Origin of the sequence: Pseudomonas sp. NPDC089422 (assembly GCF_044749405.1) — a bacterium.
Taxonomy (GTDB): Bacteria; Pseudomonadota; Gammaproteobacteria; order Pseudomonadales; family Pseudomonadaceae; genus Aquipseudomonas.
Genome location: NZ_JBIVHW010000008.1, coordinates 200,364 through 212,648, shown reverse-complemented (window position 1 = coordinate 212,648; position 12,285 = coordinate 200,364). Strand labels below are relative to the sequence as shown.

The window sequence follows — 12,285 nt, the reverse complement described above, 5'->3', positions numbered from 1 at the left end:
TCTCCAAAGGCCCCGCCATGGGGCTGGACTAGTCCAGATAGGTAACCTTTTGATGCAGTCGACGCCACCGCGCGCGGTAACAGCCATCTGCCATGCCCTGCAGGAGCAGATCGAGCACGGCTTGCTGGCGCCGGGCGGCAAATTGCCGGCCGAACGCAAGCTCAGCGAAGTGTTCGCCACCACGCGCATCACCCTGCGCGAGGCGCTGGTGCAGCTGGAAGCCCAAGGGCTGATCTACCGCGAAGAACGGCGCGGCTGGTTCGTCGCACCGCAGCGCCTGACCTACGACCTGATCGAGCGTAGCCACTTTCATGCGATGGTGCGGGACCAGGGGCGGGAGGCCAGCACCGAGCTGCTCTCGGCGCGCCTGCAGCCGGCTTCGGCGGCCATTTGCGCGCGGCTGCAACTGCCGGCGCTGTCCAGCGTGGTGCGGATCTGCCGGTTGCGGCGCATCGATGGGCGGGCGGTGCTGTATGCCGAGCACTACCTGAACCCGAAGTACTTTCCCGGCATCCTCGAACAGGATCTGGCGCAGTCCCTGACCGAGATCTACGAGCGGGTGTATGGCATCCGGTACGGGCAGGTGTGCTTCGAGATCCTGCCGACCGCCTTGCCCGTGGACGCGGCGGGCGCGCTGAAGGTCTCGGCCGGCAGCCCGGGCCTGCATATCACCCGGGTCAACAGCGACCAGCACGGGCACCTGATCGACTGTGACCTGGAATATTGGCGGCACGATGCAATCCGCATCCGCGCCCAGGCAGGCTAGGGCCCTATCTGGAGGCGCCGGCCTCTGTCACGCCACCGCCACCGGCAGTCACCACCTGCACCGACAGGCGCGGCGTGGCCAGGTCCAGCCCGGCCTCATCAAGCTGGCGTTTCAATGCCAGGTTGAACGCCCGCGACACCTCCCACTGCTTGATTGGCGCGGTCTTGAACCGTGCCCGCAGGATCGCCGAGCCTGACTCGAAACTCTCCACCCCTTGCAACTCCAGCGGTGACCAGATGTTGCGGCGCATCAGCGGGTCATTGCGCAGCTTTTGCCCCACTTCGCGGATCAGCGTGATCGCCTGGTCGATGTTCATGCTGTGCGGGATGGCCACACGGAAGATCGCGTAGCCGAACTCACGTGAGTAGTTCTTGATGCTCTTGATCTCGCTGAACGGGATGGTGTGCACGATGCCGTCGATGTCACGCAGGCGCACGGTACGAATGGTCAGGCCCTCGACCGTGCCCAGGTGGCCACCGACATCGACATAGTCGTCGATTGCCAGCGAGTCTTCGATGATGATGAACAAGCCGGTGATCAGGTCGGCCACCAGCGACTGTGCGCCAAAACCGATGGCCAGGCCGATCACACCGGCACCGGCCAGCAGCGGCGTGACGTTCATGCCCATGTTGGCCAGGGCGACGATCACCGCAATGATGAAGATCACCACGAACAGCACGTTGCGGATCAGCGGCATCATGGTCTGCGCACGGGCGTTGGCCAGGCCCCGGCGCGACCGCACCAGGGCATGGTGCACGGCGGTATCGGCGAGGATCCACACCAGCCAGGCGACGATCAGTGTGCCGGCCAGGCCCAGCAGGCGCACGCTCACTTCATGGCCGTCGCCCTCGGCGAAGCCGATCATCGACTGGCCCCACACGCGCAGCCCCAGTTCGATGAATACCAGCCAGATGAACAGGTGTACCAGCAGGTAGCCGAAGTTGCGCAGGCGCTCGGCGTACACCGCCTGGCGCTTGCTGGCGCGTTTGGGGTTGGCCGCGTGGCGACGCACCAGGCCGTTGAGCACCATGCACACCACCACCAGCACGGTGCACATCAGCGACTGGCGCAGGGCGGTGCTGGTGTCACCGGCGGAAATGAAGGTGGCGAACAGCGAAACCGCCACCAGGATCAGCGCCGGCACGAACCAGAAGCTGCCGAGGATCTCGATGGTGTCGCTCAGGGTGCGTCGGGTCAGGCGCCGGGCCAGCGGCTGGTTGCGGATCAGGTGGGCGATCGGCCGGCGGAAGCGCAGGATGAACAGGCCGGACGACAGCGCCGCGATGACATTGGCCAGTGTCGCCAGGGCATGGGCCAGGTGGGTACCCAGGGCGACCAGCATGCGCGGGTCGCTCATGGCCTCGCCAAAGGCGGCGAAGCTGCCGATCAGCCACAGCGGGCGGAAGGCCTGGTGGCGCAGGATGTGCAGGGCGCGGTGGCGATGGGGGCCGTCGAGCAGCGAGAAGGCGATCACGCAGATGGCCGAGAAGCAGGTGCCGACCACCAGTGCATAGGCCAGCACCATGGCCAGCGATTTGCCCAGCGACGGCGGCAGGGCGAAGCTCAGGTACACGGTGAAGATCAGGGCCACCAGCCACGGCCCCAGTTTGCGCAGGGCAAAACGCACCAGGTCCCAGGTACGGGGGTGTTGCGGCAGTTCCTCGGTCAGGCCGAAACGCACGCGCACGCGGTGGCCGACCCAGTTGAAGGCATAGGCCAGCAGGCTCCACACCGCGATCACCGCGGCAAAGCCGAACAGGATGGCCGGCCACTGATGCACCGGCACGATCAGCTCGGTGAGTTCGGCCTGGGCCTGTTCGATTTCCTGTGACCAGCGGTAGAACGGGCTGGAGTCACCGCTGAATTGCTTTTCGAGGTCGTTGAGGGCGCCGCCGATGAGGCCCAGGACCCCCTGTTCGACGGTGGGTTGCGATTGCTTGGTGGCGTCGCGCAGTTTCTTCAGGTCGGCCAGCAGCTTGGCGCGTTGCTGGTCGTTTTCGAGGTTTTTGATCACCTCGTCCAGCGATTTGCCCAGCGGTTCGGTGGCTTCGGGCTGGGCGGGGGCGCTTGAGCCCAGGAGGCTGGGCAAACCCGCGGCCTGGACCGGGGACATGAAGATGAACAGCAGCAGGGCTAGGCAACGCAGGAAGGCTGGCACCGGGAAATCTACCTCAGGTCAAACGATTGACCGAGTGTAGAGGTTTATGTCGGCAGTTTCTCCAGGATCGTCCAGCAGGTGAGGCCAAAGATACCCAGCGTGCCGATCCACATCATCAGCACGCCGATATTGCGCTCGCGCATGCTGAACCCGATGGTCAGCAGCATCAGGAACAGGAATACCGGCACGAACAATGAAAGAAAGGGGGACATGGGCAGTGGTCCTTCTGCATTAGAAGCCATACAACAAGCATAGCGGGTTGGGCAGAAGGGGGATTGATCCTGAGCATCTGTTTGCAGGCCCGGCCTCTTCGCGTCGAACCGCCGCGAAAAGGCCAGACCTGCCTAGATCAATCTCAAGGCAGCTCGCGGCTACGGTAGAAGGCGCTCAGCACCTTCACCAGATGCGCCAGGTCATGGCTGCCACACAGCTCGCGGATCGAATGCATGGCAAAGGTCGGCAAGCCGATATCCACCGTGCGTACCCCCAGGTGGCTGGCCGCGATCGGCCCGATGGTCGAACCGCAGCCCATGTCGCTGCGCACCACGAAGCTCTGCACCGGCACTTCCTCGGCCATGCACAGGTGGCGGAAGAACCCGGCGGTTTCGCTGTTGGTGGCGTAGCGCTGGTTGTTGTTGACCTTGATCACCGGCCCGGCGTTGAGCTTGGGGCCGTGGTTGCCGTCGTGCTTGTCGGCATAGTTGGGGTGTACGCCGTGGGCGTTGTCGGCCGAGACCATCAGCGAACGCTGGATGGTGCGCACGTAGGCGTCGCCGTCCGGCAGCAGGCGTTGCAGGGTCTGTTCGAGCATCGGGCCATCGGCGCCGCAGGCCGAGCAGCTGCCGACTTCTTCATGGTCGTTGCACACCAGCACGCAAGTCTCGTCACTGTCGGCACTCAGCAGCGCTTGCAGGCCGGCATAGCACGAGAGCAGGTTGTCCAGGCGGGCGCCGGCGATGAAGTCGCCGTTCAGGCCGATCAGCGCGGCGTCCTGGGTGTCGTAGAAACTCAGCTCGTAATCCAGCACCACGTCGGCGTTGAGGTCATGCTCGCGGGCAAGCTGCTCGGTGAGCACGGCACGGAAGTCGATACGCTCGTCACCGGCCACCTGGGCCAGCACCGGCGGCAGCTCGTTCTGCGGGTTGATCTGCCAGCCTTCGTTGGCGGTGCGGTTCAGGTGGATCGCCAGGTTGGGGATGATCGCGATCGGCAGCTTGAAGTCGATCAACTGGCTCTCTACCTTGCCGTCACGGCGGAAGGTGACGCGCCCGGCCAGCGACAGGTCGCGGTCGAACCACGGCGCCAGCAGCGCGCCGCCGTAGACTTCCACGCCCAGTTGCAGGAAGCCCTGGCGCTGCAGCTCGGGCTGCGGCTTGACCCGCAGGCACGGGCTGTCGGTGTGCGCGCCGACCATGCGGATGCCGTTCAGCAGCGGTGGCTGCTTGCCCAGCTTGATGGCGATGATCGAGGAGTCGTTGCGGGTAACGTAGTAGCGGCCACCGGGCACCGTGGCCCAGCTGTCACGCTCGTCCAGGCGCTGATAGCCGGCCGCCTCCAGGCGCTGGGCCAGGCTGGCGGTGGCATGGAAGGGCGTCGGGGAGGCCTTGAGGAATTCGATCAGGCCGGTATTCAGTGCTTCGCGCATAACTCACTCCAGACAGCAGTGGCGCGAGTTTAGCGCAGATACCTTCAGAAGGGGGCAGGGCACTCGAACTTCAATCGCTCACCGCTGACCGGGTGAGTGAAGCTCAACATCGAGGCATGCAGGCACAACCGTTCATGGGCCGCCAGCGCCTGCGGGTTGGCATACAGGCGGTCGCCCAGCAACGGATGGCCGATCGACAGCATGTGCACGCGCAACTGGTGCGAACGCCCGGTGATCGGCGTCAGCTCGACCCGGCAGTGATCCCCGCAACGCTCGACGATGCGCCAGAAGGTCAGCGCGTGCTTGCCCTGCTCATGGTCCACCACGTGCCGAGGCTTGGTCGGCGGGTCGTAGCGCAAGGGCAGGTCGATGCTGCCGCTGTCCAGCGCCGGCTGGCCCCAGCACAACGCGGTGTAGGCCTTTTCGGTCTCGCGGTCGTGGAACTGGCGCGACAGCTCGCGGTGGCTGTCGGCATCGCGGGCCAGCAGGATGATGCCGGAGGTTTCCCAGTCCAGGCGGTGCACTATCAGCGCATCCGGGTAGCCGTTTTCCTGCAGGCGGGTGATCAGGCAGTCCTTGTTGTCCTCGGCGCGGCCGGGCACCGACAGCAGCAGGGTCGGCTTGTTGATCACCAGGATGGCGGCGTCTTCATGGAGGATCTGGATGTTCGACAGCGGCATTGCGTGTTCTCTGTGAAAATGACAAAAACCACTGGGGCTGCAATGCAGCCCCAGTGGTTTTTGCCTGAGCCTGAAACGCCTGAATCAGCGATCAGGCAAGGTGATGTTCAGTTCCAGAATCGAGCAGCTGCCCTGGTTTTCCAGCTCGATGTGCACATCATCGTTGCCGATGTTCACATACTTGCGGATCACTTCCAGCAGTTCTTTCTGCAGCGCCGGCAGGTAGTCCGGTTCGCTGCGCTGGCCGCGCTCATGCGCCACGATGATCTGTAGACGCTCTTTCGCTACCGACGCGCTGGTCTGTTTCTGTCTGCCACGAAAGAAGTCAAAAAGGTTCATGGTTTACTTGCCTCCAAACAGGCGCGCGAAGAATCCTTGCTTCGGCACTTCGATGAAACGCAGGGGTTTCTCTTTGCCCAGGAGGCGGTCGACAGTATCGCTGTACGCCTGGCCGGCATCGCTTTGGTCGTCAAGGATGACCGGGATGCCCTGGTTGGAGGCCTTGAGCACGGCCTGCGACTCGGGGATCACACCCTTGAGCTTGATCGCCAGGATCTCTTCGACGTCGGCGATGCTGAGCATTTCGCCCTTTTCGACGCGCTCTGGGTGGTAACGGGTGATCAGCAGGTGTTCCTTGATCGGCTCTTCGCCGTTCTCGGAGCGACGCGACTTGCTCGACAGGATGCCCAGCATGCGGTCCGAGTCACGTACCGAAGACACTTCAGGGTTGGTCACGACAATGGCTTCGTCGGCGAAGTACATTGCCAGGTGCGCGCCTTTCTCGATACCGGCCGGGGAGTCGCAGATGACGTAATCGAACTGTTCTTTCAGCTCCATCAGCACCTTTTCGACGCCTTCCTGGGTCAGCGCGTCCTTGTCGCGGGTCTGGCTGGCGGCCAGCACGAACAGGTTCTCGAGGCGCTTGTCCTTGATCAGGGCCTGCTGCAGGTTGGCTTCGCCGTTGACCACGTTGACGAAGTCGTACACCACGCGGCGCTCGCAGCCCATGATCAGGTCGAGGTTACGCAGGCCCACGTCGAAGTCGACGATGACAGTCTTGTGGCCGCGCAGAGCGAGGCCGGTGCCGATGGCGGCGCTGGTGGTGGTCTTGCCCACACCCCCCTTGCCGGAAGTAACGACGAGAATCTTGGCCAAGGTGTTTCACCCCTAAATAAGTCGGGACAGGTGTCCCAGCAAAATGCAAAAAAACGGCAACAGATGAAAAAGTTGCTCTAAAAATGACGGCAAGTATCCGTTAAAGACGGGTGATGTTCAACACGTCACCGGACAGGCTGACTTGCACGCCGGCACCCCACAGCGGGTCGCGGCGCAGGTCTTCGCACACCTTGTACTGGCCGGCGATCGAGACCATTTCGGCGGTCATCTGCTGGCAGAAGATACGTGCCTTGGTATTGCCTTTGATCCCGGCCAGGGCGCGGCCGCGCATGGCGCCGTACACATGGATGTTGCCATCGGCGAGAAGTTCCGCACCCGGGCTGACCGAGGCGGTGACGATCAGGTCGCCACCCTGGGCGTAGATCTGCTGGCCGCCGCGCACGGGGGAGGTGATGATGCGGGTAGGGCGCACTTCTGGTTCCGGAGCCGGGGCAGGGGCCGGCTCAGGGGCCGGCTCGACCTTCTTCACCTCGGGTTCGGGCTCCAGCGGACGCTCACGGGCGCCGGACGGCGGCAGCACCGGCAGGTCGATGGCGATCGCCGCGGCGATGTCCTCGATGCGGTTGGCGCGGATCGCCAGGGTTCGCAGGCCGTGGTGGCGGCAGATACGCATCAGCCCGGGCAGGTCGATCGCCCCTTCGTCGGCCGGCAGCTTGTCCAGCGCCAGCACAAGCGGCGTGTTGCTGAAGAAATTCGGGGCCTGGGCCACTTTCGCCGCCAGTTGGCGGTCGAGGGCTTCCAGGTCGTTACGACCCAGTTCCAGCACAGTGATGGCGAGCATGCTGCCCTTGAGCTGGAACACGGAGGCGGTGTCGGATGTGTGGTTTGGGCTCATGGTCTGCATAGACGGCTTGTTGCGAAAAAAGTGCCCTGACTTATAACGATAAGACCGGTTGGCCGCAACCGGTGCCGATCCGATGTAGAATGCTCGGCCTTTGTCTTGCCGGAAGCTTCAATGGAACGCCCGCGTTTTCGACCCTATTTCCTCCACCCGCGATTCTGGGGCCTGTGGCTGGGCCTTGGCCTGCTGTGGCTGGTGGTGCAGTTGCCCTACCGTGCCCTGCTGTGGCTCGGCGGTGCCCTGGGCGCGCTGATGTACCGCGTGGCCGGTGAGCGCCGGCGCATTGCCGCACGCAACCTCGAGCTGTGCTTCCCGGAACTGTCCGACGACGAACGGCGGCGTCTGCTCAAGGCCAACTTCGCCTCCACCGGTATCGCCTTCTTCGAAATGGCCATGAGCTGGTGGTGGCCCAAGGCCCGCCTGGCGCGCCTGGCTCACATCGAAGGCCTCGAACATCTGCAGGCGGCGCAGCAGGCCGGGCAGGGCGCCATTCTGATGGCGGTGCACTTCACCACCCTGGAGATCGGCGCCGCGTTGCTTGGCCAGGCGCATACCATCGACGGCATGTACCGCGAGCACGGCAACCCGCTGTTCGACTTCATCCAGCGCAGTGGCCGTGAGCGGCACAACCTCGATTCGCTGGCCGTGGAGCGTGATGACGTGCGTGGCATGCTCAAGCTGCTGCGCTCGGGCCGGGCGATCTGGTACGCACCGGACCAGGACTACGGCGCCAAGCAGAGCATCTTCGTGCCGTTGTTCGGTATTCCGGCGGCCACGGTGACCGCGACCACCAAGTTCGCCCGCCTGGGCAAGGCGCAGGTGATTCCGTTCACCCAGAAGCGCCTGGAGGACGGCAGCGGCTATCGTCTGGTGATTCACCCGCCGCTGGAGAACTTCCCAGGTGAGAGCGAAGAAGCGGATTGCCTGCGTATCAACCAGTGGGTCGAGGGTGTACTTCGCGAGTGCCCGGAGCAGTACCTGTGGGCGCACCGGCGCTTCAAGTCGCGGCCCGAGGGTGCGCCGCGGCTGTACGACAAGAAAAAACGCTGATCCAGGACGGAATCCATGGCGCCACCCCCGGTAACCGGTCTCATCCTTTCTGGCGGCGGCGCCCGCGCCGCCTATCAGGTCGGCGTGCTCGCCGGCGTCGCCGAACTGCTGCCGCCCGGCGCGCACAACCCGTTCCCGGTCATCGTCGGCACCTCGGCCGGTGCCATCAACGCCGTGACCCTGGCCAGTGGTGCCACCCGCTTCAACGACGCCGTGCAGCGCCTCACCACGTTCTGGCAGAACTTCCGTAGCCGCCTGGTCATCCGCAGCGACTGGCCCGGCGTGGTGCGCCAGGCCAGCCGCTTCGTCAGCCACAACCTGCTGGGCCTGGGCGGCCAGGTGCCAGTGGCGTTGCTCGACAGCAGCCCCTTGCGTGGCCTGTTGCAGTCGCACCTGGACCTGGATGGCATCGGCCACGCCATCGCCGCCGAGCAACTGCGGGCGGTCGCCGTGACCGCATTCGGCTACGAAAGCGGTCAGGCGGTAACCTTCTACCAGGGCCGCGGCACCATCGACGCCTGGCTGCGCCACCGCCGCATCGGTGTGCCCACGCCGTTGACCATCGATCACCTGCTGGCCAGCGCTGCCATCCCGCTGCTGTTCGCCCCGGTGCGCCTGGGCGACGAGTACTACGGTGACGGTGCGGTGCGCCAGTCGGCACCCATCAGCCCGGCCCTGCACCTGGGCGCCAGCCGCGTGCTGGTGGTCGGGGTCAGTGGCAACCCGCAGCGCCCGGCGGCGCCAATGCCGACCCAGCGCGTGTTCAGCGGGCAGCAGCCGAGCCTGGCGCAGATCGGCGGGCACATGCTCAACAGCACTTTCATCGACAACCTCGAAGACGATATCGAGCTGCTGCAGCGGCTCAACCACCTCAGCCGGCTGCTGCCGGCGCACCTGGATGCACGGCGCCTGGGGCTGGCGCCGATCGAGGTGCTGGTGGTCGCGCCGAGCCAACCGCTGGACGAGATCGCCGCGCGGCACCGGCGCGAATTGCCGGCGGCATTGCGCCTGTTCCTGCGCGGTCCGGGGGCGACCCGGACCAGCGGGGCAGGGGTGTTGAGCTATCTGTTGTTCGAGGCCAGCTATTGCAGCGAGCTGATCGAACTGGGGCGGCGCGATGCCCTGGCCAAGAAGCGCGAGCTGTGCCAGTTCCTCGGAATTTGAGGCCGGGCCTGCTTACTCGGCTATCTGCAGCTTGCGCGCCTGGGTATACACGTACCGCACCTTCTCATACTCGAACGGCGAATTGAGCTGCCCATAGCGGAATTTGGTGGTGTAGCGCTTGTCCACCACGCGCAAGGCGAAGATCTCCGGGTGATTTTCGCTGGCCTCGGCCACGTTCAGGTAATTGACCGCCTGCTCGCCGGCATAGTCCACCACCAGCCCGGTGGTGTCGCGCAGGTTCGACGGGCCGAGCACCGGCAGCATCAGGTAGGGCCCCTCCGGTACGCCATAGAAGCCCAGGGTCTGGCCAAAGTCCTCGCTCTGGCGCGGCAGGCCCATGCGGGTCGCCGGGTCCCACAAGCCCCCCACGCCGATGATGGTGTTGAACATCAGCCGCGCAGTGATCTCCGCCGAGCGCTTGGCCTTGAGCTGCAGCACGCTGTTGAACAGGTTCGGTACGTCACCCAGGTTGTTGAAGAAGTTGCTCACGCCAGTGCGCACGAAGCTGGGGGTGACGTACTGGTAGCCGCTGACCAGTGGCAGCAGCACCCATTGGTCGAGGCGGTAGTTGAAGTGGTAGATGCGCCGGTTCACCGATTCCAGCGGGTCGTACACGTTCAGCGCTTCCAGGGTCGAGCGTTCGAACTCGCGCTGGTCGAGCCCGGGGTTGAATTTCAGTTCGCGCAGCGGGTCGATGAAGCCGTCGGCCTCTGGTGTCAGGGGTGCCTGGGTAACTTGCGGGTCGGCTTCGACCACGCTGGCCCGTGGCGCGGTTTCCGCGGCCAGGGCATTGCCGGCGACGACGAGCAGTGCGGTGGCGAGGAGGAATGGGTTAGCCACGGAAGAACTCCAGCATGGCGTCGCTGTTGACGCGGTAATTGAGGTTGCCGCAGTGGCCGCCATGGGGGTAAAGGGTCAGCCGATCGCCGAACACCTTGCGCAGGAAACCGATATCGCCGGGGCCGAGGATGACATCGTCGGCATTGTGCATCACGGCGATCTTGTCGCTGTTGTGCAGGTAGTCTTCCAGGGCATACAGGCTGACCTGGTTGATCAGTTGCAGGATGCTGTTGCCGTCGGTGCGGGCGCGCCACATCGGGATCACCTGCTCGGTCATGTAGCAGTCGAAGTCACACTGCAGGGCCCGCTTGAAGAACGGCGTCAGGCTGCTGCCCTCGGTGATCGGGAACTTCGGTGGAATGATCAGGCCGCGGCGGTTGATCAGGTCGGAGGTGAAGGCGATGTCGGCTGCCGAGAAGCGGAACGAGGTGCCGATGAGCATGGCCATCTGTTCGTTGGACAGGTGTTGTTTCGACTGCTGGAAGTCGTACAGCAGGGCGTCGTTGAGGTCGATGTAGCCCTTGTCCTGGAAGTAGCGGGTGAGCTTCTCGAGCATCAGCTCGTAGAACGTGGTGCTGCGGTCGATGCCCTTGACCTGGGTCTGCACCAGCTTGTCGAGGTTGTTGATCGAGGTGTACAGGTTGACCGGCGGATTGAGCAGCAGCACGCGCTTGAAGTTGAAGCTGCGACGGGTTTCGTCGAGGTGGCTGACGAAGGCGGCGTCCAGCGCGCCCAGGCTGTAGCCGGTGAGGTAATAGTCGCTGACCGGCAGGCGTGGGTGCTGGGCACGCACGGCTTGCATCACCCGGTACATGTCTTCGGCGTCTTCCTGGCTGACCCCGGGGGTGGCGAAGCGCGAGGCGGCGCTCATGAAGTCGTAGCTGGTCGGCGACGACAGCTGCACCACGTGGAAACCGGCCTGGTAGAACAGTTTCTTGAGGTATTCGTTGATGCTGCTGGAGTAGGGCGCCCCGGTACCGGCGATGAGGAAGATCAGTGGCGCCTGGTGGTCCTGGCGGGCCAGACGGTACTTGAGCTTCTTCACTGCCCAGAAGTTGTCGGGCAGGCTGAACTCGCGCTCCGGGCGCAGGTTCAGGCTGTAGTCGGACTGGTTGATGTCATCGTCGCTGGGCAGGGTCGGGCGCTGCTCCGGCGGTGTGGTAGCGATGGTCGCCTCGAACGGGTTGGTCAAGGGGTAGCCGTAGCTGGCGGCGTCGATATCCCGCGCCGAAGCGGCCGCAGCCATGAGCAGGCCGCCAAGAAGGGCGGCGAGGCGCCAAGATCGAAGCATGTATTCCCCCAGAAGGATCAAGGTCGTGCAGTATGCAGGCTAGGACCACGATTGCCTGGGCAAAGTTGCCGAGTGCGATGGCCTTTGGTGTGCTTGTTATCTGCAAAATAGCTGCAGGGTTGTGATTTTGCCTTACAACAGGGCTTGGGCGATCATGGATGATTTCGATTACCGCTATTGGAGAATGGGATGTCTCGATCGCTGCCGACCGCTCTGCTGCTGATGTTTCTGGCGCTCTGGCTCGCGGCCAGTTATGGCGTGCGTTATGGGTTGATGGAGGATGGGCAGTGGGTAGGGTTGTGCGTGGCGCCGGGCGACCACTGGCAGTGCCAGGTGCGTTCGCTGCTGGGGCTGGGCATTCATTTTCAGGTGATGGCCTGGGCCGGGTTGGGGCTGGCGTTGCTTGCCCAGCTTATTGCCGGTCGCGGCGGCTGGTGGCTGGCGGTGCTGGCGCTGGTCTTCGGCATTCCTGCCCTGGTGCTGTACACCGCCAGCATCGCGGTGTTCGTGGTGGTGCTGGCGGGGTTGCGGCTGGTTCGCTAACCGCGCCGGGGCTGACAGGGGCTGCTTTGCAGCCCATCGCAGGCAAGCCAGCTCCTACAGGTATCGCGTTACTCTCAGGCCTTGCGCTGTGCCTGTAGGAGCTGGCTTGCCTGCGATGGGCCGCAAAGCGG

The 12,285-nt window shown here is 64.4% G+C and carries 13 protein-coding genes; 4 read left to right on the top strand and 9 right to left on the bottom strand.

The window, feature by feature from the left end:
- Window positions 1-52: 52 nt before the first annotated feature.
- The gene (locus ACIPZ8_RS17195; RefSeq protein ID WP_400725455.1) at window positions 53-766 is read left to right on the top strand and encodes a UTRA domain-containing protein; all 714 of its coding nucleotides are present in this window, start codon (window positions 53-55) and stop codon (window positions 764-766) included.
- Window positions 767-770: 4 nt separating this feature from the next.
- Here ACIPZ8_RS17195 and ACIPZ8_RS17190 read toward each other — a convergent pair whose 3' ends face one another.
- The 7 genes from ACIPZ8_RS17190 to minC all read right to left on the bottom strand — a co-directional run bounded on the left by ACIPZ8_RS17190 (window position 771) and on the right by minC (window position 7,269).
- Window positions 771-2,924 carry a mechanosensitive ion channel family protein gene (locus ACIPZ8_RS17190; RefSeq protein WP_400725452.1) on the bottom strand — a complete coding sequence of 718 codons (2,154 nt, stop codon included), beginning with the start codon at window positions 2,922-2,924 and terminating at the stop codon, window positions 771-773.
- Window positions 2,925-2,968: 44 nt separating this feature from the next.
- Entirely contained in the window at window positions 2,969-3,136 is a 168-nt protein-coding gene (locus ACIPZ8_RS17185) for a hypothetical protein (protein WP_165837385.1), read from the bottom strand.
- Window positions 3,137-3,279: 143 nt separating this feature from the next.
- Window positions 3,280-4,569, bottom strand: coding sequence for a M18 family aminopeptidase (locus ACIPZ8_RS17180; protein WP_400725449.1), 1,290 nt, complete (start codon window positions 4,567-4,569; stop codon window positions 3,280-3,282).
- 44 nt (window positions 4,570-4,613) lie between these two features.
- On the bottom strand, window positions 4,614-5,249 hold the full coding sequence (locus ACIPZ8_RS17175; protein WP_027918149.1) for an RluA family pseudouridine synthase: 636 nt from the start codon (window positions 5,247-5,249) through the stop codon (window positions 4,614-4,616).
- Between the two features lie 84 nt (window positions 5,250-5,333).
- Window positions 5,334-5,588, bottom strand: coding sequence for a cell division topological specificity factor MinE (gene minE / locus ACIPZ8_RS17170; RefSeq protein WP_003252572.1), 255 nt, complete (start codon window positions 5,586-5,588; stop codon window positions 5,334-5,336).
- A gap of 3 nt (window positions 5,589-5,591) precedes the next feature.
- Complete coding sequence (gene minD / locus ACIPZ8_RS17165) at window positions 5,592-6,404, bottom strand: septum site-determining protein MinD (protein ID WP_054893840.1); 813 nt, start codon at window positions 6,402-6,404, stop codon at window positions 5,592-5,594.
- Between the two features lie 100 nt (window positions 6,405-6,504).
- A complete protein-coding gene (gene minC / locus ACIPZ8_RS17160; protein WP_400725444.1) occupies window positions 6,505-7,269 on the bottom strand; it encodes a septum site-determining protein MinC in 765 nt (254 codons plus the stop codon).
- 111 nt (window positions 7,270-7,380) lie between these two features.
- Between minC and ACIPZ8_RS17155 the strand changes: the two genes are divergently transcribed.
- Together ACIPZ8_RS17155 and ACIPZ8_RS17150 are read left to right on the top strand one after the other, a co-directional pair.
- On the top strand, window positions 7,381-8,316 hold the full coding sequence (locus ACIPZ8_RS17155; protein ID WP_159409265.1) for a lipid A biosynthesis lauroyl acyltransferase: 936 nt from the start codon (window positions 7,381-7,383) through the stop codon (window positions 8,314-8,316).
- A 15-nt stretch (window positions 8,317-8,331) separates the two neighbouring features.
- On the top strand, window positions 8,332-9,480 hold the full coding sequence (locus ACIPZ8_RS17150; RefSeq protein ID WP_400725441.1) for a patatin-like phospholipase family protein: 1,149 nt from the start codon (window positions 8,332-8,334) through the stop codon (window positions 9,478-9,480).
- Between the two features lie 12 nt (window positions 9,481-9,492).
- On the opposite strand, the gene ACIPZ8_RS17145 is transcribed toward ACIPZ8_RS17150, so the two are convergent.
- Together ACIPZ8_RS17145 and ACIPZ8_RS17140 are read right to left on the bottom strand one after the other, a co-directional pair.
- A complete protein-coding gene (locus tag ACIPZ8_RS17145; protein WP_400725658.1) occupies window positions 9,493-10,236 on the bottom strand; it encodes a VacJ family lipoprotein in 744 nt (247 codons plus the stop codon).
- Between the two features lie 76 nt (window positions 10,237-10,312).
- Complete coding sequence (locus tag ACIPZ8_RS17140) at window positions 10,313-11,611, bottom strand: serine/threonine protein kinase (RefSeq protein WP_400725438.1); 1,299 nt, start codon at window positions 11,609-11,611, stop codon at window positions 10,313-10,315.
- Window positions 11,612-11,800: 189 nt separating this feature from the next.
- On the opposite strand from ACIPZ8_RS17140, the gene ACIPZ8_RS17135 reads away from it, so the two are divergent.
- A complete protein-coding gene (locus tag ACIPZ8_RS17135) occupies window positions 11,801-12,154 on the top strand; it encodes a hypothetical protein (protein WP_400725436.1) in 354 nt (117 codons plus the stop codon).
- Window positions 12,155-12,285: the final 131 nt, after the last annotated feature.

Bases quoted from the DNA above. Each gene is read 5' to 3' on its own strand.
- ACIPZ8_RS17195 (WP_400725455.1), top strand. From the start codon at position 53: ATGCAGTCGACGCCACCGCGCGCGGTAACAGCCATCTGCCATGCCCTG.
- ACIPZ8_RS17185 (WP_165837385.1), bottom strand. From the start codon at position 3,136: ATGTCCCCCTTTCTTTCATTGTTCGTGCCGGTATTCCTGTTCCTGATG.
- ACIPZ8_RS17180 (WP_400725449.1), bottom strand. From the start codon at position 4,569: ATGCGCGAAGCACTGAATACCGGCCTGATCGAATTCCTCAAGGCCTCC.
- ACIPZ8_RS17175 (WP_027918149.1), bottom strand. From the start codon at position 5,249: ATGCCGCTGTCGAACATCCAGATCCTCCATGAAGACGCCGCCATCCTG.
- minE (WP_003252572.1), bottom strand. From the start codon at position 5,588: ATGAACCTTTTTGACTTCTTTCGTGGCAGACAGAAACAGACCAGCGCG.
- minC (WP_400725444.1), bottom strand. From the start codon at position 7,269: ATGCAGACCATGAGCCCAAACCACACATCCGACACCGCCTCCGTGTTC.
- ACIPZ8_RS17155 (WP_159409265.1), top strand. From the start codon at position 7,381: ATGGAACGCCCGCGTTTTCGACCCTATTTCCTCCACCCGCGATTCTGG.
- ACIPZ8_RS17150 (WP_400725441.1), top strand. From the start codon at position 8,332: ATGGCGCCACCCCCGGTAACCGGTCTCATCCTTTCTGGCGGCGGCGCC.
- ACIPZ8_RS17140 (WP_400725438.1), bottom strand. From the start codon at position 11,611: ATGCTTCGATCTTGGCGCCTCGCCGCCCTTCTTGGCGGCCTGCTCATG.
- ACIPZ8_RS17135 (WP_400725436.1), top strand. From the start codon at position 11,801: ATGTCTCGATCGCTGCCGACCGCTCTGCTGCTGATGTTTCTGGCGCTC.